General features: G+C 40.2%; 19 protein-coding genes and 2 pseudogenes. 18 read left to right on the top strand and 3 right to left on the bottom strand.

Annotated elements, in window-relative coordinates; all coding sequences use genetic code 11:
* The first annotated feature begins 30 nt into the window (after positions 1 to 30).
* The 9 genes from MHH65_RS09010 (at position 31) to MHH65_RS08970 (ending at position 11,535) form a co-directional block, all read left to right on the top strand.
* On the top strand, positions 31 to 1,287 hold the full coding sequence (locus MHH65_RS09010; RefSeq protein ID WP_268414442.1) for an ABC transporter substrate-binding protein: 1,257 nt from the start codon (positions 31 to 33) through the stop codon (positions 1,285 to 1,287).
* 30 nt (positions 1,288 to 1,317) lie between these two features.
* The gene (locus MHH65_RS09005) at positions 1,318 to 2,250 is read left to right on the top strand and encodes a sugar ABC transporter permease (RefSeq protein ID WP_268414440.1); all 933 of its coding nucleotides are present in this window, start codon (positions 1,318 to 1,320) and stop codon (positions 2,248 to 2,250) included.
* Positions 2,250 to 3,080, top strand: coding sequence for a carbohydrate ABC transporter permease (locus MHH65_RS09000; RefSeq protein WP_268414439.1), 831 nt, complete (start codon positions 2,250 to 2,252; stop codon positions 3,078 to 3,080). The genes MHH65_RS09005 and MHH65_RS09000 overlap by 1 nt, the downstream gene beginning before the upstream one ends.
* A gap of 31 nt (positions 3,081 to 3,111) precedes the next feature.
* Entirely contained in the window at positions 3,112 to 4,443 is a 1,332-nt protein-coding gene (locus MHH65_RS08995; RefSeq protein WP_268414438.1) for an alpha-glucosidase/alpha-galactosidase, read from the top strand.
* A gap of 313 nt (positions 4,444 to 4,756) precedes the next feature.
* A complete protein-coding gene (locus tag MHH65_RS08990) occupies positions 4,757 to 6,217 on the top strand; it encodes a CoA-acylating methylmalonate-semialdehyde dehydrogenase (RefSeq protein ID WP_268414437.1) in 1,461 nt (486 codons plus the stop codon).
* Between the two features lie 223 nt (positions 6,218 to 6,440).
* The gene (locus MHH65_RS08985) at positions 6,441 to 7,979 is read left to right on the top strand and encodes a glycoside hydrolase family 43 protein (RefSeq protein WP_268414436.1); all 1,539 of its coding nucleotides are present in this window, start codon (positions 6,441 to 6,443) and stop codon (positions 7,977 to 7,979) included.
* Positions 7,980 to 8,014: 35 nt separating this feature from the next.
* Positions 8,015 to 9,280, top strand: a complete 1,266-nt coding sequence (locus MHH65_RS08980; protein WP_044334533.1) for a glycoside hydrolase family 30 beta sandwich domain-containing protein — start codon at positions 8,015 to 8,017, stop codon at positions 9,278 to 9,280.
* 141 nt (positions 9,281 to 9,421) lie between these two features.
* On the top strand, positions 9,422 to 10,129 hold the full coding sequence (locus MHH65_RS08975) for a response regulator transcription factor (protein ID WP_024427125.1): 708 nt from the start codon (positions 9,422 to 9,424) through the stop codon (positions 10,127 to 10,129).
* A 2-nt stretch (positions 10,130 to 10,131) separates the two neighbouring features.
* The gene (locus tag MHH65_RS08970; RefSeq protein ID WP_268414435.1) at positions 10,132 to 11,535 is read left to right on the top strand and encodes a HAMP domain-containing sensor histidine kinase; all 1,404 of its coding nucleotides are present in this window, start codon (positions 10,132 to 10,134) and stop codon (positions 11,533 to 11,535) included.
* Positions 11,536 to 11,591: 56 nt separating this feature from the next.
* Here MHH65_RS08970 and MHH65_RS08965 read toward each other — a convergent pair whose 3' ends face one another.
* Positions 11,592 to 11,900, bottom strand: coding sequence for a DUF4870 domain-containing protein (locus MHH65_RS08965; RefSeq protein ID WP_041109292.1), 309 nt, complete (start codon positions 11,898 to 11,900; stop codon positions 11,592 to 11,594).
* A 342-nt stretch (positions 11,901 to 12,242) separates the two neighbouring features.
* Between MHH65_RS08965 and MHH65_RS08960 the strand changes: the two genes are divergently transcribed.
* From MHH65_RS08960 to MHH65_RS08930, 7 genes and pseudogenes are all read left to right on the top strand, one after another.
* The gene (locus tag MHH65_RS08960) at positions 12,243 to 13,085 is read left to right on the top strand and encodes a PRD domain-containing protein (RefSeq protein WP_073205807.1); all 843 of its coding nucleotides are present in this window, start codon (positions 12,243 to 12,245) and stop codon (positions 13,083 to 13,085) included.
* A gap of 113 nt (positions 13,086 to 13,198) precedes the next feature.
* Positions 13,199 to 15,100 carry a beta-glucoside-specific PTS transporter subunit IIABC gene (locus MHH65_RS08955; protein WP_268414434.1) on the top strand — a complete coding sequence of 634 codons (1,902 nt, stop codon included), beginning with the start codon at positions 13,199 to 13,201 and terminating at the stop codon, positions 15,098 to 15,100.
* 23 nt (positions 15,101 to 15,123) lie between these two features.
* Positions 15,124 to 16,587 carry a glycoside hydrolase family 1 protein gene (locus MHH65_RS08950; RefSeq protein WP_268414433.1) on the top strand — a complete coding sequence of 488 codons (1,464 nt, stop codon included), beginning with the start codon at positions 15,124 to 15,126 and terminating at the stop codon, positions 16,585 to 16,587.
* A gap of 166 nt (positions 16,588 to 16,753) precedes the next feature.
* Positions 16,754 to 17,146 carry a MerR family transcriptional regulator gene (locus tag MHH65_RS08945; protein WP_103132481.1) on the top strand — a complete coding sequence of 131 codons (393 nt, stop codon included), beginning with the start codon at positions 16,754 to 16,756 and terminating at the stop codon, positions 17,144 to 17,146.
* 29 nt (positions 17,147 to 17,175) lie between these two features.
* Entirely contained in the window at positions 17,176 to 18,096 is a 921-nt protein-coding gene (locus MHH65_RS08940) for an alpha/beta hydrolase (RefSeq protein WP_208945762.1), read from the top strand.
* A 230-nt stretch (positions 18,097 to 18,326) separates the two neighbouring features.
* The gene (locus tag MHH65_RS08935) at positions 18,327 to 18,599 is read left to right on the top strand and encodes a DUF2651 family protein (protein WP_342497902.1); all 273 of its coding nucleotides are present in this window, start codon (positions 18,327 to 18,329) and stop codon (positions 18,597 to 18,599) included.
* Between the two features lie 75 nt (positions 18,600 to 18,674).
* Positions 18,675 to 18,986: pseudogene (locus MHH65_RS08930) on the top strand (choline esterase); the annotation flags it as partial.
* 159 nt (positions 18,987 to 19,145) lie between these two features.
* On the opposite strand, the pseudogene MHH65_RS08925 reads toward MHH65_RS08930, so the two are convergent.
* Positions 19,146 to 19,283, bottom strand: a pseudogene (locus tag MHH65_RS08925) (YdhR family protein); the annotation flags it as partial.
* 167 nt (positions 19,284 to 19,450) lie between these two features.
* On the bottom strand, positions 19,451 to 19,639 hold the full coding sequence (locus MHH65_RS08920) for a hypothetical protein (protein ID WP_061109938.1): 189 nt from the start codon (positions 19,637 to 19,639) through the stop codon (positions 19,451 to 19,453).
* A 503-nt stretch (positions 19,640 to 20,142) separates the two neighbouring features.
* Here MHH65_RS08920 and MHH65_RS08915 point away from each other — a divergent pair.
* The gene (locus MHH65_RS08915; protein ID WP_268414430.1) at positions 20,143 to 20,808 is read left to right on the top strand and encodes a helix-turn-helix transcriptional regulator; all 666 of its coding nucleotides are present in this window, start codon (positions 20,143 to 20,145) and stop codon (positions 20,806 to 20,808) included.
* Positions 20,805 to 21,179 (top strand): RidA family protein, encoded by a 375-nt coding sequence (locus MHH65_RS08910; RefSeq protein ID WP_197202499.1) that lies wholly within the window; start codon positions 20,805 to 20,807, stop codon positions 21,177 to 21,179. The genes MHH65_RS08915 and MHH65_RS08910 overlap by 4 nt, the downstream gene beginning before the upstream one ends.
* Positions 21,180 to 21,250 lie beyond the last annotated feature (71 nt).

The following is a 21,250-nucleotide window of genomic DNA, read 5'->3' as shown; positions in this document are numbered from 1 at the left end:
TGAATTTTCAGTGATCAAAAGGAGGAAAACATGAATAAAAAAATCATGCTGCTGACTGCTGCCATTTTCTTGACCATGATGTTGTCTGCCTGCGGCAATAACGGCTCTTCTGAAGCAAATGGAAAGGTCACCTTGACACTATTTTCAACGATGAGCAACAGCGGGGAAAGAAAAGCGTTTGAAGAAGTCATTCGTGAGTTTGAAAAGGAGCATCAACAGATTCGAATCGATGCCAATTTCCCAGGCAACAGCTATGAAGATATGATCCGCGTCAAAATGGGGGCAAACGATATGCCAGACCTGTTTGATACACATGGCTGGGCCAAACTGCGCTATAGCGAGTATGTGGCTGATTTAAAAGAGATGGATTGGGTCAAACAGCTTGATCCTTCCCTCGACCAAATTTTAAAGGACCAAGATGGCAAAGTGTACGCCTATCCGCTGAATCAAGCAAAAGACGGGCTTAGTTTTAATGCCAATCTATTAAAGAAATATGGCATTGAAGTCCCTAGAACACTTGATGAACTTACATCTGCTTTGCTGACAGTGAAAGAAAAAAGTAAAGGAGATGTTGTGCCGCTCTGGATACCAGGAGGAGATAACTCAAATATTGCCCAAGTCTTTGATGAGTTGGCGACGCCTTTATTAATCACCGATCAAAAGCATCAATACGGAAAAGAACTTGAAAATGGATCATTTGATTGGTCTCTCTATACACCGCTTGCCAGGTTCATGAAAGATTTGAAGGATCAAGACCTTTTAAACAAGGATGTCCTGACAGCGAAACTATCTCAAGCGCCTGAGCTCATGGCACAAAATAAAATCGCCTTCACCTTTGTCGGAGGATCCTTAGGACCTGAAGCAACAGAGCTGAATTCATCGATCAAAGTAGGCACGATGCCTGTTCCAGCCATTCATGAAGGAGATAAACAAAGCTGGATTGGCGGAGAACGGTTTACTGTCGCTGCTTGGAAAGACTCCAAGCATCTAAAAGAAGCAAAACAATTCATCGATTTTTTAGCAAAACGTGAAAACGCAAAAAAAATCGCCGAGGGCACATCCTCTGAAACAGCTCTAAAACAAGTGAAAGCGAAAAACTATTACTCTACATTTTACGATCAATACGAACAAGTGAAGATTGAACCGTATTTCGATCGAAAATACTTACCAAGCGGAATGTGGGCGGTCATGGCAACAACGGGGCAAGAATTATTAGCAGGCTCCATCACACCAGAACAGTTATCAAAGAAAATGGAAGAGGAATATAAGCGTTTGAAAAAACAATAGCCGATGGATGCTGAAACAGGAGTGAAGCCAATGAATGACATCACAAAAGCAAAGCAGCCAGCCGCATTCACCTCTTTACCAAAACAAAAGATACAAAAACGCCAGAATTCATCACTTTGGTGGATGTACATGCCAGCTGTTCTCGTCGTCAGTACCTTTATCATTTATCCTTTTTTGAACGGCATTCAGCTTTCTTTTACGAATTGGAACGGTTTCTCACAAACTTATCAATGGATTGGTCTTGGGCAATATGGGCGGCTGCTTCAGGATCAAGCGACCTGGCTTGTTGTCAAAAACACGCTTCTCTATGGAATTGGGAGTACCATCTTACAAAATATCATCGGACTTGGGTATGCTCTCTTATTAAATCAAAGCTTAAAGATGAAAGCCATCACAAGAACGGTCATCTATTTACCTGTCATGATCAGCCCGATTGCGATGGGCTATATTTGGTATTTTGTGTTTGCTTATCAAGGCGGTGCCTTAAATGATGTGGTGGCGTTTTTGGGATTTGATCAAATGAATGCGCTCGGCAACCCGCAATTCAACACATGGATCATTGTGCTTGTCAACACATATCAATTCGTCGGGATTGCGATGATCATATATTTAGCAGGACTTCAAAGTATCCCTAAGGATTATTATGAAGCGGCACAATTAGACGGAGCATCGAGCCTCCAGCAATTTAGGCGGATCACACTGCCGCTGCTTATGCCGTCGATCACCATTAATGTTGTGCTGAATGTCATTGGCGGGCTCAAGCTTTTTGATGTCATTGTAGCACTCACAGGCGGCGGACCTGGAGATTCCTCGCAATCCATGTCAACCTTTATGTATGATCTGTATTTCAAACGTCAGGATGCAGGCTATGCAGCGGCGCAAGGGGTTTTCATGGCGGTCATCATCCTTGTCATTAGTGTTGCAGCGCTGATTTATTTCAAACGAAAGGAGACCGAGGTGTGATGGATAACGCCTATAAGCGCAAGAAAAGATGGTACTCCTTCCTCGCACTATTGATCACATTGCTGCACCTCATTCCATTTTATATTTTGGTGACGACATCATTAAAAGGGATAGGAGATTTTAGTTCAAAATGGCTGTTTCCAAAAACGCTTCATCTTGAAAACTTCCGCATAGCATGGACAGAGGCTCAGCTTGGCCAGTCTTTTTTGAATACAGTGATCATTACGTTCAGTTCCGCTGTATTGCTCATTATCTTTGGATCTCTTGCAGCCTATCCGCTTGCAAGAAGGAACACAAAGCTGAATAAAGCAGTCTATGTTTTATTTATTGCCATTATGGTCATTCCACCGCTTACAGCCCTTGTCCCGCTCTATAAAATGGTCGTTCAAATCGGGATGATGAATACCTATCAAATTGCTATTTTAAATAATGTGGCTGCTTTTTTGCCGCTGACAATTTTCTTATACGCAGGCTTTATCCGGTCGACAATTCCAAAGGAGCTTGAAGAAGCTGCCCGTATTGATGGAGCAGGGACACTGAGAGTTTTTTTCACAGTCGTTTTTCCGCTTCTGAAGCCCATTACCGCTTCTGTATTAATCATTGCCTGCGTGTATATTTGGAACGACTATCAATTTGCTATCTTCTTTTTGCAAGATAAAGAGATGCATACACTCACAGTCGCCTTATCCCATTTTTTTGGTCAAAATCAGCATCAGCTTCAGCTCGTTGGGGCAGCTGCACTCATTGCGATGCTGCCAATGGTCACGATGTTTTTACTTTTGCAAAAATATTTTATCGCAGGGCTTTCACAAGGCTCTGTCAAAGGCTAGCCCAATATGGATGTAAAAAGGAGAGTCGTCTATGTCTAAAATTACATTTATCGGTGCAGGAAGTACCGTGTTTGCTAAAAATATATTAGGAGATTGTCTGTTTGTTCCCGCCCTTGCAGGCTTTGAATTCGCATTATATGATATCGACCACAACAGGCTAAAAGAATCAGAAACAATGCTGTCGCATTTAAAAGCAAATTACAGTGCAAACGTGACCATCCAGTCCTATCACAACCGCAAAGAAGCCTTAAAGGATGCAAAATATGTCATCAATGCCATCCAAGTTGGAGGCTACCGGCCAAGTACTGTCATTGATTTTGAAATACCTAAAAAATACGGATTAAGACAAACGATTGCGGATACGGTTGGGATCGGCGGCATCTTCCGCTCCCTTCGAACGATTCCTGTCATGCTTGACTTTGCAAAGGATATGGAAGAGGTTTGCCCAAATGCTTTATTGTTAAATTACACGAACCCAATGGCCACACTGACAGGTGCGATGCTTCGCTATACACAGGTTCAAACGGTTGGTCTCTGTCATAGTGTGCAGGTGTGTACAAAGGACCTATTTGAATCTCTTGAAATGGATCATGAAGGCATTGAAGAAAAAATCGCAGGCATTAACCATATGGCATGGTTATTAGAGGTAAAACGGGATGGTAAAGACTTGTATCCAGAAATCAAAAGACGAGCAAAAGAAAAGCAGCAATCGCGGCATCATGATATGGTTCGTTTTGAACTGATGGATAAATTCGGCTACTATGTCACAGAATCCTCAGAGCACAATGCCGAATACCATCCATATTTCATCAAATCACGTTACCCAGAACTAATCGGTCAGTTTAACATTCCGCTCGATGAATACCCGAGACGCTGCGAGGAACAAATCAACAATTGGAATACAATGAAGGATGACCTTGTAGGAAACACACAGGTCACACATACCCGCTCTAAAGAATATGGTTCACGTATCATTGAAGCCATCGAAACGAACGTTCCCTTTAAATTTGGCGGAAATGTTCTGAACACTGGCGGGCTCATTGACAACCTGCCTGAAAAAGCCTGTGTAGAAGTACCGTGTGTGGCAGATCGAAGCGGCATCATGCCATGCTATGTCGGAGAGATCCCTGAACAATTGGCTGGACTCAACCGAACGAATATCAGTTCACAGCTGATGACCATTGAAGCAGCGATCAGCGGTAAAAAAGAACACATTTATCAAGCGGCTCTACTGGATCCACACACAAGCGCTGAATTATCAATTGATGACACCATTAAATTATGTGATGAACTCATTGAAGCACATGGAGAGATGCTGCCAAATTATATAGAACCAAATCAATATGCCGCATCAACCAAATAACAGAAATGAACCAGTCTCTACCTGATGCACCGCGCATCAGGTTTTTGTTATGAAGCAAAAAGAGGATTGACTGAGGGCTATTTTAATATTATGATTTTTCTAAAGTTAATCAACAGTTAACCAAAAACACATCATGAATTTTTGGCATTCTAGTGTCATATGTCACAAACAAACCAGTTTATCACAACGTAAACCAAAACTGCCGTTTGATTTGACAAAGAGTGTATACAGATGAATGCCCGCTAGATGAGACAATGACGATACATACACATCCTTTAACAAGACATTCTTTAACAAAGAGGAGAGAGGGAACATGACCAAAACAGATGTACAAACGTTAAAAAATTATATCGGCGGACAATGGATTGAAGCAGAAACAAGTCAAACAGAAGCAGTGTATAACCCAGCCACTGGTGAAATCATCGCGGAAGTGCCGCTTTCAACAAAAACAGATGTTGAACGTGCGGTACAAGCAGCACAGGAAGCGTTTACTACTTGGTCTAAAACTGCTGTTCCCAGACGTGCACGCATTTTATTTAAATACCAGCAGTTACTCGTTCAGAACTGGGATGAGCTGGCTGAACTTGTAACGATTGAAAACGGAAAAAGTGTAACTGAGGCAAAAGGAGAAGTGCAGCGAGGCATTGAATGCGTCGAATTCGCAGCAGGTGCCCCAACTTTAATGATGGGAAAACAGCTGCCTGATATTGCATCTGGACTTGAATCAGGCATGTACCGTTATCCAATTGGCGTCATCGGCGGCATTACACCATTTAACTTTCCAATGATGGTTCCATGCTGGATGTTCCCGCTTGCCATTGCCTGCGGAAATACGTTTGTATTAAAACCTTCAGAACGAACACCTATTCTTGCAGCACGGTTAGCAGAGCTGTTTGAAGAAGCAGGTCTTCCAAAAGGTGTTCTCAACATTGTCAATGGAGCTCACGATGTCGTCAACGGCCTGCTTGAACATCAAAAGGTCAAAGCCATATCATTTGTCGGCTCTCAGCCAGTCGCAGAATATGTCTATAAAAAAGGAACAGAGCATGGCAAACGTGTCCAAGCACTTGCAGGCGCAAAGAATCACTCTATTGTCCTCATAGATGCGGATTTAAACGCGGCAACCAAACAAATTATCGGGGCTGCCTTCGGATCAGCAGGAGAGCGCTGCATGGCCGCAGCCGTTGTCGCAGTGGAAGAAGAAGTGGCGGATGAGTTGATTCAAAAATTAGTTGATGAATCAAACGAGCTCGTCATTGGAAACGGGATTAATGAAGGCGTCTTTCTTGGTCCAGTCATTCGAAAGGAACATAAAGAACGAACGCTTCAATACATCCAGTCAGGGATTGAAGAGGGAGCAAGCCTCATTCGTGATGGCCGGCAAGATCACGAAACAAATGGAGAAGGGTATTTCGTCGGACCGACAATATTTGATCATGTCACAAATCAAATGAAAATTTGGCAGGACGAGATTTTCGCCCCAGTCTTATCAATTGTCCGTGTTTCTTCATTAGCAGAAGCAATCGACCTGTCCAATCAATCAAAATTTGCGAACGGTGCCTGCCTGTATACGGACAGTGCATCAAGCATAAGAGAATTTCGCGAAAACATCGAAGCGGGCATGCTCGGCGTAAACATCGGTGTACCCGCACCAATGGCATTCTTCCCGTTTTCCGGCTGGAAGGATTCTTTCTACGGAGACTTGCATGCCAATGGAACTGACGGAGTAGAGTTTTACACAAGAAAGAAAATGGTCACCGCTCGTTATATGTAAGCTATATGCAATGAATCATGAAGAAAAAATGCAGCCCCAGCATGGGAGACTGCATTTTTTGTTGTCTTCTAGTCAAAAAGTAAGGGTTTTCATCGTGATTCCAGCAAGGATTTGCCCTAGAAATCATTCTTTCTATTCATTCTTCATCAGTATCTATCAACATATTTTGAAATTGGGCCTAAACCCCAAGATTAGGAAGATGAAAACAGGAGGAAATGTAACGATGAGGACGAGGATGAAGTGCGGCGTTGGTTTATTGATTTTTGCTTTGGTACTGAGCTTTTTACCGGTATATGATGCGAGTGCGGCAAGCACAACAATTGCAAAACGTGTAGGAAATGCAAACCCGCTCATAGACCACCACTTGGGCGCTGATCCGTTTGCGCTCACCTATAACGGAAGAGTGTACATTTATATGTCGAGTGATGACTATGAATATCACAGCAACGGAACGATTAAGGATAATTCTTTTGCCAATTTGAATAGGGTCTTCGTCATCTCTTCAGCAGATATGGTGAACTGGACAGATCATGGCGCGATTCCAGTAGCCGGTGCAAATGGAGCAAATGGCGGCAAAGGGATCGCTAAATGGGCAGGTGCTTCCTGGGCTCCATCAGCAGCGGTGAAAAAAATCAATGGGAAAGATAAATTTTTCCTTTATTTCGCGAACAGCGGCGGAGGAATTGGTGTTCTGACAGCAGACTCTCCAATCGGTCCATGGACAGATCCTATCGGAAAAGCGCTCGTCACACCAAATACACCAGGAATGTCTGGGGTTGTATGGCTGTTTGATCCAGCCGTTTTTGTAGATGATGACGGCACTGGGTATCTATATGCCGGCGGAGGTGTACCAGGCGGTTCTAATCCAACGCAGGGCCAATGGGCCAATCCGAAAACAGCAAGAGTCTTAAAACTAGGGCCTGATATGACAAGTGTTGTGGGCAGCGCCTCGACCATTGATGCTCCTTTTATGTTTGAAGACTCAGGGATGCATAAGTATAACGGAACCTATTACTATTCCTATTGCATCAACTTTGGCGGCTCCCACCCAGCAGATAAACCACCTGGTGAGATCGGTTATATGACGAGCTCAAGTCCGATGGGTCCTTTTACGTATAGAGGGCACTTCCTGAAAAATCCGGGTGCATTTTTCGGTGGAGGCGGTAACAACCATCATGCTGTGTTCAATTTTAAAAACGAGTGGTATGTCGTGTATCATACCCAAACGGTCAGCTCTGCCTTATACGGGGCAGGAAAAGGCTACAGATCTCCACATATAAATAAGCTTGTGCATAATGCTGACGGCTCCCTTCGAGAGGTTGCAGCCAATTTTGAAGGGGTCAAACAGCTTTCCAATCTGAATCCTTATCAGCGGGTAGAAGCTGAAACATTCGCATGGAATGGACGCATTTTGACAGAGGCCTCTTCAGCTCCAGGCGGACCGGTCAATAACCAGCATGTCACAAACATTCAAAACGGAGATTGGGTGGCTGCCAGTAACGTCGATTTCGGAACAAACGGCGCAAGAACATTTAAAGCGAACGTAGCATCAAATGCAGGCGGAAAAATAGAAGTACGCCTCGGAAGCCCTGACGGCAGACTCGTCGGGACACTAAATGTCCCTTCCACAGGCGGAACAAACAATTGGCGAGAAGTAGAAACGACAGTAAACGGAGCAGCTGGCGTGCACAACGTATTTTTTGTCTTTACTGGAACAGGTTCAAACCTATTTCAGTTTGATTCCTGGCGGTTTACTCAATAACAAAGGATGACAAAATGATAGGAGAGTGGAAAAATTTGATGTCAATGATCAAAAAACCAATCTGTACTTTATTGATCTGCTTCACCATGCTGTCTGTCATGTTCATCGGACCTGGCGTCACTGAAGTTTCAGCAGCAGATGCCAATATTAATATCAATGCAGAAAGACAAGTGATTCGCGGCTTTGGCGGAATGAACCACCCGGCTTGGATTGGTGATTTGACCGCACCTCAAAGGGAAACCGCTTTTGGCAATGGGCAGAATCAATTAGGGTTTTCCATTCTAAGAATTTTTGTAGATGAGAACAGAAATAATTGGCACAGAGAGGTCGCCACAGCCAAAAGAGCAATAGAGCATGGAGCTTTAGTGATCGCTTCACCTTGGAATCCTCCAAGCCATATGGTCGAGACTTTCAACCGTAATGGTACAACTGCAAAGCGTCTGAGATACAATCAATACGCTGCATATGCTCAGCATCTGAACGATTTTGTGACGTATATGAAAAATAATGGCGTCAATCTCTATGCGATATCAGTACAAAACGAGCCCGATTATGCACATGAATGGACTTGGTGGACTCCTCAGGAAATCCTGCGTTTCATGAGAGAAAATGCCGGCTCCATTAATGCCCGCGTGATTGCACCAGAATCCTTTCAATACCTTAAAAATATATCAGATCCTATCTTAAATGATCCGCAGGCGCTAGGAAATATGGACATTCTCGGAGCCCATTTGTACGGAACCCAAATCAGCCAGCTTCCGTATCCTCTGTTCAAACAAAAAGGAGGGGGGAAGGAGCTTTGGATGACAGAGGTCTACTACCCGAACAGCGATAACAATTCAGCGGACCGCTGGCCTGAGGCATTAGGGGTTTCAGAGCATATTCACCATTCGATGGTAGAAGGGGACTTTCAGGCATATGTTTGGTGGTACATCCGCAGATCCTACGGCCCTATGAAGGAAGATGGCCTGATCAGTAAACGCGGTTACAACATGGCGCATTTCTCCAAATTTGTACGCCCAGGATACGTCAGAATTGATGCAACGAAAAGTCCTGAACCAAATGTTTTCGTATCTGCCTACAAAGGAAACAATCAGGTCGTCATTGTCGCCATTAACAAAAACAATTCAGGAGTGAATCAGCACTTTGTGATGCAAAATGGAACTGCTTCGCAAGCATCAAGATGGATTACGAGCAGTAACAGCAACCTTCAGCCGGGTACAGACTTAAATATATCAGGTAATCAATTTTGGGCTCATCTCCCGGCTCAAAGTGTGACAACATTTGTAGTCAAACGCTAAAAATTAATTGTATCACCAAAAGCCAATTTTCTTATTTCAAAAGGAAATTGGCTTTTTTTATGCAAATAGGAAGTTGATTTTTTCACTATGTTCTTACATTGGGTATAATAATGGCAATGACTTCAGGAGAGTGATCAATGTATGCCAAAGCATCAAAGCAAAGTATTAATGATCGATGACGAAAAAGAAATTTTGGAATTAATCAACACAGTTTTAACAAGAGAAGGCATTGATCGTGTCATAACAGCTTCAACTGCCCGTGAGGGGCTCACGAAATTTCATCAAGAACAGCCCGATCTTGTCATACTTGATATTATGCTGCCAGACGGTGAAGGCTATGATATTTGCAGACAAATCAGAGAGACCTCCCATGTTCCGATTATCTTTTTATCAGCAAAAGGAGAGGAATCAGACAAAATTGTAGGACTTGCCATTGGCGGTGATGACTACATTACAAAACCATTCAGCCCAAAGGAAGTCGCCTACCGGGTGAAAGCGCAGCTGAGACGGCTCTCATACTTGCAGTCATCTCAAGCCGATCCCGTGATCAAAAAAGGGCCGTTTGAGTTAAACGAGCAGCAAGCAGAACTGACGAAAAACGGCACGGTCATTGAGCTCACGCCAAAAGAGCTTCTGCTGATGACCTACTTCTTGCAGCATCCGAACCGCATCATCAGTAAAGAAACACTTTATCAAACTGTTTGGGGGGAAGACTTCTTCGGTTCTGACAATACAGTGATGGTTCATATCCGAAGACTTCGGGAAAAAATAGAAAATTCCCCGTCAACACCAGAGTTTCTCGTCACAGTCAAAGGGCTTGGCTATAAATTTGTTGTAAAGGATGCGTAAGGATGAAATGGCGATTAACAGGCAGATATATGGTCTCTGTCATTATCGTGACCATAATCACGGTCTTTATCAACTTATTCGTATTTATGATTTGGCTCGTACTTCAGGCAAACAGCCAGCATAACGAGGAAAATACGCCTGAAACCTTTACAAGATCATTTGAACAATACATCTCTTTTTCTGGTCAAGGGATAACCGTAAACAAAGAAGGGCAGAAAGCCTTAAAACAACAGAATGCATGGATTCAAATTTTAGACGAAAATGGACAGGACGTGTATCATGCGCAGGCACCTAAAGGATTAAAGAATAAATATACACCGATAGACATCGTGAACTTACATAAATATAAAGATAAGCAATTATTATCGACTATTTATGCTGGCGGAAAAAAAGTAAAGGGCAAAGAATACAGTTACTTTATCGGATTTAAAGACCCTTCCATTGGAAAATACCTATTCTCGTTTGACACGAAGGATTTAGTAACAAGATTCAATATCGGGACGATGATTTTATTATCAATTGATGCCATTATAGCGTTACTCATTGGTTACTTATTCAGCCGGCAGCTCACAAAACCGCTCGGCCGTGCCATTCATAACATCCAGCGGCTGGCAAACGGAGATTACACGACAAATCTGCCTGCTAAAGGAATTTATAAAGATGTCTTCTATAATGTCAATCACTTATCAGAGCAGCTCGCTTCAAGCAAAAAAGAAAAAGACAAACTAGAGCAAATGCGTGAAGAATGGATCAGCCATATTTCTCATGATATTAAAACGCCGCTCGCTTCTATTCAAGGCTATGCAGAAATCATGAAAGACCCAAAGTATCCTCTTTCAAAGCAAGACATCAGACATTACGCGGGCATCATTGAGAATAAATCATTGTATATCAAAGATGTCATGGAGGATCTGAATTTAACGACAAGGCTGAAAAATAACGGCGTCATGCTCAATAAAGAGCTGGTCAACATTGTGTCACTGCTGCGGGAAACGTTAATTGATATTTTGAACGATTCAAGATATGCGGATCAGACGATTGAGCTTCAAACGAATGAAGACAAACTCATGCTGAATATTGATAAAATCCTCATTCGAAGAGCGGTTACCAATCTGATTTTAAATGCCCTCGTTCACAATGATCCTGATGTGACGATCATTGTACAGCTTGAACAAAAAGAAAAAACCCATATCACGATTAAAGACAACGGCAGAGGAATAGAAGAGGCAGAGCTGGAAAAAGTGTTTGACCGCTATTACAGGGGGACGAATACAGGAGTTTCACATGCTGGCTCTGGTCTTGGGATGGCCATTGCAAAGGATATTATCGTCAAGCACGGCGGGGACATCACGATCCGCAGCAGTGTAGGAAAAGGAACAACAATTGATATCCAACTACCAGCATAAAAATAGACAAAAAAACGGTTCTGATCAACAACAGAACCGTTTTTTTCACCTATTATTTATTCTGAAAATACTTTGATGCCTTTCACAATGTTCCAAATGAAGAAGTAGATGGCAACAAGGAATGTCACTGCATATGTCGCAATTAAGAAAGGCCCCGCATGGCTGATATCTTTCATACCAAGTAAACCTGAACCAAGGATGCCAATACCAAAAATCAAATAAGGGATGACATGCGTCCATAATGATTTTTTCGCATGATATTTCACTTCGTCCTGACCTAAGAAATAGACGATAATTGGGAACAAAAATGGTGCGAAAAAGATACTGAAGTAACATAATGATGACAAGACTTTATTTCCTTTCATAACGTTTCACCTCTATGATTTATTCACTACAAACACATTGTACTACCTCAACCTTAATCCGTATTAATCTGAACCTTACAGCAACCTTAAAAATGTTTACCTTTTAAAATAATTTATAAACGACATACTATAATATAGGTATTTAAATCTATTTTACCGAAAAAAATAGTTGACTTTGGTTTATCCTGTATTTACAATAAAATCGTAACCGATGCAGGAGTGTTACTGATATCATCAGGCACCACCAAGTCAGGTAAACATGTTGTACATTTGTACGTTGTTTGCTGAGATTTTGGTGTTTTTTTTATGCTTTTTAGCAGTTTTAGGTAGGGTGGGATGAAGATGTTCACCGTCGTTAAAGTTTTAAACAATAATATCGTATTAGCTCTAACAGACACTCAAAATGAAGTTGTTGTTTTTGGTACAGGAATAGGCTTTAAGAAGAAAAAGGGTGATACACTTGATGAGAGCGCTGTCAGTAAGACATTTTATTCTGATCAGACGTCTCCATTAGAATCTCAACTTGCCGCTATCCCAACTGATATTCTTTTATTAACTGAAAAAATCATTCATATGGGCGAAGAGATGTTGAATAAAAAATTAGGTTCTAGCATGCTGTTTTCGCTATCTGATCATCTTACCTTTTCTATTCAAAGGCATCAAGAAAAAATGGAATATGAAAACCCTATTGTATGGGAAATTCCACATCTATATTTTCAAGAATATCAAATTGGGAAAAAAGCACTTAAAATTATTCAAAAAATGATGGGGATTACTTTTCATGATACAGAGGCTTCACTCATTGCCCTTCATTTTGTAAACGCTCAAATAGATGGTCAGTCTATGGGAGATACGATCAAAATGACCCATCTCACGAAGGAAATCGTTAAGATTATTCAAAACATTTTCGAGATGGTATTAGATAAATCATCAATAGATTATTCGAGGTTTATCACTCATTTGAGATATTTTATTGTCAGACAAGAAACAAATCAACCGCCGCAACAAATGGATGATTCATTAAAAGAATTAATTCAGGATCGTTATATGAAGAGCTATGCATGCGGTTTAATTATTAAAGAAATGTTAAAGCGGGAATTCAATTGGAATGTCACTGAAGACGAACTTGTTTTTCTAGTCATTCATATTGAAAGAATCACAAAGAAACATCAACAGAATAAATGATTTCTTTTAGGCGTGTTATGAAAAAGCATTAACCTAAACAAATCTCCATTTAGAAGTCTTTCTAATGGTGGATTTTGTTTAGGTTTTTTTTGTGAAAATGAAGGGGTGAAGACATGGGAAACAAAGAATTGGCGCAAGAAATTATCAAATTAATCGGTGGAACCGACAATATATCTCAAAGCTGGCATTGTATTACGAGGCTGAGATTTAATATCAACGATGAAAAACAGGTAAAAGTAGATGAACTAAAAACAGTAGACGGTGTGCTTGGAGCGCAATTCCAAAGCGGACAATTCCAAGTCATTATTGGAGCAAAAGTTGCAGAGGTCTATGAGGAAATTGACCATCTGATTGGTGAGCGCAGCAATGATTCTCCTCCTGCCAAAAATACGTCAAAGATGAATCCAATCGAAGTCGTATTCGATGTCATTACCGGAATTTTCACACCCATTTTGCCAGCGATTGTTGGTAGTGGATTGATTAAAGGGATCATGGCTTTGTTCGTTAGTTTAGGCTGGATGACGGAAAAAAGCTCTACCTATGCTGTACTTCAAATCTTTTCAAATGCTGTCTTTTACTTTTTACCTTTCCTCATTGCGTATTCTGCAGCGAAGAAATTTAAAACACGAGAATCTCTCGCGATGGCACTCGCTGGGATTTTATTGTATCCCACCATGGTGGAAGGGGCAGCAAAAGGGGCCGATCCACTTAGTTTTTTAGGATTGAGTATTCCATTAAATAATTATACTTCTTCAGTCCTACCGATTATTTTAGGCGTGCTGCTGCTTAGCTTTATTGATAAGTGGATGACGAAAGTGATTCCAAAATCCTTAAGTATCGTATTTACACCGGTACTGAGTTTAATGATTACAGCGCCTCTTACACTAGCTTTCATAGCGCCTATTGGAAACGTTTTCGGTCAGTATTTAGAGATCTTTTTCACTTCTTTATTCCATTTTGCTGGACCAATTGCAGGTTTATTAATGGGAGGCCTCATGCCTTTAATTGTGCTAACTGGGATGCATTACGCATTCTTCCCAAGCACGTTTGCCAGCTTTGAAAAAGTTGGTTACGATGTCATGCTGCTTCCGATGAACTTTATTGCCAATATGGCACAAGCAGGCGCCGTTTTAGGTGTCATCATTCGCACAAAACGAGTAGAAACAAGGTCTTTGGCGTTATCAACATTGCTTCCGAGTTTCTTTGGAATTACAGAACCAGCCATTTATGGAGTAACACTGAGACTGAAAAAGCCTTTCTATGCTTCATTAATAGGCGGCGCAGTTGGCGGATGTTTTTATGGTTTATTCTCAGTCAAAACGACAGCATTTTCAATTCCAGGTATGACATCTCTGCCAACCTACATTATGAAAGGCACAAATAATTTCCAGCTGGCTTTAATTGGGATATCGCTGAGCTTTTTGGTCTCACTGCTTGCCACTATGTTTCTTGGCTTCAAGGAACCTGCCACAAAGGATGAAGGTCAGCCGGAAAAACAGGAAAAGCCATCTAAAAATCCAGAAAATGCAGTCAATCAACAAGCTGCCAGACAAGTAAATCCTTATGAAATACAAGCACCTATAACTGGTAAAGTCGTTCCTTTATCTGACGTAAATGATGCCGTCTTTTCAAGCGAAATGATGGGCAAGGGAGTAGCGATTATACCTGATAAGGGGGTGGTACAAGCGCCGTTTTCCGGAAAAGTAGTGACCGTTACACCTACTAAACATGCAATAGGTTTGGTTTCAGATGATGGGGTTGAATTATTAATACATGTAGGGATTGATACCGTCAGCCTAAATGGTCAATTCTTTGAGGTATTGGTGGAAGAAGGAGATGAAATCAACATCGGGGATCATTTATTATCATTTGATATAGAAGGAATTCAATCAAAAGGATTAGATGTCGTGACACCTATCATCGTCACTAATTCCTCGAAGTACCTGGATGTTATCTATACAGGTGACTCTTATGTCAACGCAGGAGAAAATAAACTCTTAATGCTCATTCATTAATCAAAATAGAAGGGATGATTGAAATGAAAGAATTAAAAAAAGGATTTTCAGATAATTTTCTATGGGGTGGCGCAACCGCTGCCAATCAAATAGAGGGTGCATATTTAGAAGGCGGAAAAGGGCTGTCAACTTCAGACTTCGCTGCATATAAAGATCCTTATGCACAAGGAAAAGTGAACAACTTTACATTCGATGTGAGTTCAGCTGAACTAAACAAGTACAAGGAAAATCCTGATGCATTTGATTTCCCAAAAAGACGCGGAATAGATTTTTATCATCGTTATGAAGAAGATATTGCACTGTTTGCAGAAATGGGATTTAAAGTATTTCGTTTGTCTATCTCATGGGCAAGAATCTTTCCAACAGGCTTAGAGGACAAGCCGAATGAAGAAGGATTGGCTTTTTACGATAAAGTATTTGATGAATGTGCGAAATATGGAATTGAACCGCTAGTAACGATGTCTCATTATGAAATGCCGATTACTTTAACAGAAAAATATAATGGGTGGATGAGTAGAGAGCTTGTCCCATTGTTCGAAAAATACGCACGTGCGATTTTAGAAAGATATAAAAACAAAGTGAAATATTGGATTACGTTTAATGAAATGAATATGAACCTCAATAGCCTTTATACAGGTGCTGGAATTTTAGAGGATCTAGTAGACCATAAATTACAAGCTGCTTACCAAGCATCTCATCATCAATTTGTGGCAAGTGCCTTAACAGTGAAGGCTGCAAAGGAAATCATTCCAGATGTCCAAATTGGCTGTATGATTAACCAAATTGAAGCGTATGCAAAAACAACAAAACCAGAGGATCAGCTGCAGGCAGTCAAATCGAATCAATTGAATATGTTCTATCCTGATGTTCAAGCTAGAGGCGAATATCCAACATACATGGTAAAATACTTTGCTGATAATCAAATCAAGCTGGATATTAAAGAGCAGGATGAACAAATTTTAAAAGAAGGCACTGTTGATTTTGTGGCGATCAGCTACTATATGTCCCATGTAGCAGAAGCACGTGAAGATGCAGCTGAGCTAGCGGGTACGTTTGACAGTCCGATTAAAAATGAACACTTGGAATTATCACAATGGGATTGGCCGATCGATCCAATGGGTCTGCGCATTTCATTAATTAAACTGTATGATAGATACCAAAAGCCTTTATTTGTTTGTGAAAATGGACTTGGTGCAAGGGATACATTGACACAAGACGGAAAAGTACACGATGATTATCGAATTGATTATTTGAAAAAACATATTGAACAGATGAAAGAAGCCGTAAAAGAAGGTGTTGACTTAATGGGGTATACACCTTGGGGCTGCATTGACTTAATCAGCTGCGGAACATCTCAAATGACTAAACGCTATGGTTTGATCTATGTGGATCAAGACGACCTAGGAAATGGTACACTGAATCGTTACCGCAAAGACTCATTCTTCTGGTACAAAAATGTAATCACATCAAATGGAGAAGACCTATAAAAGCAAATTGAATGATGTAAAACACCGTCTCAGGGCGCCTTAACCGGCTGCATGCGATGGTGTTTTATTTTTCACGAAAACATATCTTGACCTTGAAGTATAGTTCAACCTTTATAATATAAATATAGAAAGACAAAATCACGAAAAAGGAGTAACGACGGAGTTGATGACTAGAGGAGAACTTGCCAAACAAACAGGAATAAGCCCTGCCGCAATTCGTTACTATGAAGAACACAACATTTTACCTGTCCCGAGACGCCGTTCGAACGGTTATAGACGATACACAGAAGATTATATTGTGAAAATTCAATTGATCAAAGATGCCAAATCATTGGGTTATTCACTAAAGGAAATAAAAGAAATATTGGAAATGCTGAGTCAAGACATAGAACTTGATACTTTAAAAAGAATTGTACATCAAAAACATGAAGAAATTGAAAAGAAAATTAAGGGTCTCCGTCTCATACAAGACCTTTTATCTAACTTATTAAAGACTCCTGAGAAAGAAGTACAAGTGTATCTCAAATCATTTCGTGTGATGAATGAGGATGACGAATAAACATATCTGCTTAAAGGAGAGATAACAAAATGAGTATCGACATTTTTAATGGAGAACGTTCTGAAGAAAGCATTCAATTTGAAACATTATTCACGTCCCAAAGTAATAAAGAGAGTTTTGCTAGTGTCGAAAAAACCAAAAATCTTCTGTCTCAAATAGAAAATATAAAGCCTTATGCAATCGGAGACGATGTGAAATTAAAAAGTGAGATAAAGGAGCAGACTTTCGAAGGAATGCAGGTTTTCACATTGAATGACCAAATGTCGCAAAAACAAAAGGTGATTTTATATATACATGGTGGTGCCTGGGTAAACCAGCCTCTCAATTTCCATTGGTGGTACATGGATAAAATGGCTAGGTCCCTTAACGCCAAAGTGATCGCTCCTATTTACCCTAAATTACCTCATTACAGCTACCAAGATACCTATCCAAAAATTCTAAATCTATATAAAGAAATACTAAAAACGGTTGAGAGTACCGATCAATTAACGATCATGGGTGATTCAGCGGGCGGAAATATCTCTCTTGGCCTTGCGCACCTCTTAAAGATGGAAGGTCTGCCGCAGCCGAAGGATATCATTTTATTATCTGCATGTGTTGATATGAGTTTAAGCAATCCTCTTATATTTGAATATGCCGATAAAGATCCCATTCTAGCGCCAGAAGGAATAGATGTCATTACAAAAATGTGGGCAGCAGATAAAAAGGTGACTGACCCATTAATCAGTCCAATTCACGGTGACTTTAACGGTCTTGCGAAGATCACTCATTTTATTGGAACACATGATATTTTATATCCAGATGCACTAAAGCTTGATGAAAAGCTAGCAGAACAAGGAATTGACATGAAAACCTTTGTTTATCCAGAAATGCTGCATGTATTTGTCGTCATGCCAATCCCTGAGGCACAAGACGCTCAGGAAAAAATCATTCAGGTGATAAATAGTTAGATTCTCTTTTCACATATCAAAATGCTCCGGCTTGAATATTTGAAAGCTTAGCGAAATGGGCTGCTTACTGAAAGCAGTCTTTTTCCATTCAACATGACATAACATTCGGAATGTCAATTCACCTCAGATTAAATATTCCTTAAATTCCAATTTTTGTTTACAATGTGCGGATTTCCTATTAATATGATACATATTCGGTTCTTCACCGGTTCATAAAGGAGAGTGACATGATGAGTGTTTTCTTTCTTCATCCCATGGCGCTGATCTTATTTACACTGCCTTTGTTATCTTTGATATGGGGGATTGTTGGCTACTGCATCTTTAAGCGAGTTTACATCGTTCTTATCATTACATTTGCAGTCTCCACTATTTTCATATTTGCCTATACTGGGTTTGACATGTCAAATATGTATTGGGTCGTGGTGATGACCTTTTTATGCATGTGTACCTCTGTCATCACAAAAAACATTCGATATATGTATGGCCGCTATAAAAGAGCATAACGAAAAAGCTGATGGTCACAAAATTCAGCTTTTTTGTATCCATTCATTTCACCTTCAAGAACGCCCATTATCTACGACCTAAAAAAACCCTTTTTGCTGCTGTTTTCTGAGCCTAACTATCATATGAATGCGATCATTGGCGCTAACAATAGCATGGAAACCTATTATTTCTCTGTTAACCATGCTGCACATTTAGATTATTGCGACATCCTGTTTACCGTTGTGAACGAAGAACTGAGAGGCGAACGCGATGCGATGGAGATGAGGAATCTTGTCACCGACTATACGGGGACCTTTTTTGATCATTACATTCTGCAAAAACCTGTACATGTGGAAAGTCTGTCATACGATGGCGTGGACTTGTTTAAGAAAACGAGCAGAAAGTGATGACCTGATGGTCTCATGTCTATTGCATGGCTGACAGGTGCTATCATGGTCAGATAACAGCATATAAAATGAAAAAAAGCCTGGGAATTAGGCTTTTTTCAGTTTCTCCATGGTAGAAACTAAGAAGGATGATTTTTTATTTGTTTCTATCTCATTTTTCTCAGGATTCTCCGTCCATATTTTCCAAATTAATCCGTCTTCTTCATTCATACTTTTCGCTAAATCAGAAAACTCTTTTGCCATTTCATCACCGAAAGGACCCTTCATCTTAAAATCTATCTGTAATAAATATGCCATCGTCATTCTCCTTATGTTAAAGTTGTAAAATAGAGTTCCCCGAGCACTTCTTTCATTTGAGACTGCTCTCGCGGAAGTTCCTTCTCCATAAAAAACCGTACATCTGATGGGTCAACTTGCAGGATCAATTGGACCGTTGTTCTAATGGCGGATTGTGTTTAGGTTTTTTAGCGATTGAATTGTTTTCGAAGAACTAGGCATGAGACAGCGAATACTGCGAAAGCGCCCGCTGATCCAGCAGTAAACACCAGCTCAAATTGTTCTGGTTTGGACTTGAATAACAAAGGGACAGAAAGAATGAGAGCAGCACCACTAAAGCCCAATCCTAATATCAACGTTGCCAATAATTTATTCATAGAAACACCTCTTACACTCAGAATTAGAACAATAGAAACGACTGATTCAAGAATCATCGTTAGGATTCGACATCCTTTCACATTCCTAGTTGGAGTGTATCATATGATGGCGGACGATTGGTTTCTTTTCATTAAAACACACAATCGTGAAATAAACTTTTTAAACGAACGGTGTTCGTTATAATATAAATGTGATGTGGCTTTAAACGATTTCCATAAAGAAGAGGAGATGCATACGATGACGGCATTCCTTTCATCCATAGCCTGAAAGAAGAAATATTTGCAGGTCCGTATCAATGGAACGGTTCAGGTGGGGAATTGAAGTCATTTTGTATGGAATCCAGCAAGAAATCAATTAGAAAGGAGCACAAGCAAAAAGCAGTCAATGGCTGCTTTTTTTATATTTTCTCAACTTTTTCAACATGTATAAAAAAATCTATATATTGTTTTTATATATAAAAAATTATATAATCTAGTGGAATAAACAAATGAGGTGCTTAGGCATGGAAAATATAAAGAATTTATTAGAGAGCTATATTCCTTTAGCAAAATCTACGGCAAAAATGTTTGGACCAAATTGTGAAATAGTTATTCATGATTTAACGAACCCTCAAGCATCTGTCATGTTTACAGTCAATCATCATGTGACAGGAAGAAAAATCGGTCAATCATTTGATCATTTGGTAAAGACTGTTTTACAATCCGAAGATTTTAAAGAAGATTACCTTGCTGGGTATACATTTAAAACCGAAGACAACCGTACCATTCGTTCTTCGACTTCATTAATTCGTGATTCGAAGCAAAAGGTGATCGGGGCATTCTGTATCAATTTTGATGTTGAAGCATTGAATCAAATGCAGCAATTTATGGATACTTTTCTTTCTACAAAAGTTGAAGTTCAAGAGAATGAAACCACATCAAATGATGATCTTGAAAATGTGGAAGGAATAGTAGATCAATTGATTCAACAGATCATTCAAAATAGTGTTCACCCAGTCATGAAACGCCATGAAAAAATTGAATTAATAAGGTTCATGGATGAAAAGGGAATCTTTTTAATGAAAGGTTCAGTTGAGAAGGTCGCATCTATGTTAGGTATTTCTAAAGTCACCGTCTATAGCTATTTGGATGAAATCAAACATAAATCGAATGAAGGGGAAACGAAATGAAAAACATCCTTGAGGTAGGGAATCTAAAATCCAACGGACATTATGCATTCGCAACCATTCATCAAAACACGGTCTATGTTTCAGGACAATTTGCCATCAATCCCGAAACGAGAGAAAAAGAATTCGGCCCCATTGAAGAAGAGACATTACAAGCGCTTAAGAATGTGGAGATGATTGTAGAAGCAGCCGGAAGTAAAAAAGAAAAGATTTTGCGTATGACATTATACATTTCTGATATTGAACTATGGGATAAAGTAGATGCGGTTTACACTGAATTTTTCGGTGAACATAAGCCAGCACGTACTGTTGTACCAACGAATGAATTACATTTTGGTTTCAAAATTGAAATTGATGCTATTTCTTATATTTAGAATATTTTTTTGCCCACGATATATAAAAAAGTATATTTCATATAAAAAATTATTCAAGGGGGCTGATGATT

This window comes from Bacillus sp. FSL L8-0654 (assembly GCF_038629965.1).
Classification (GTDB): Bacteria; Bacillota; Bacilli; order Bacillales; family Bacillaceae; genus Bacillus; species Bacillus safensis.
This window is presented reverse-complemented; position numbering and strand designations above follow the sequence as displayed.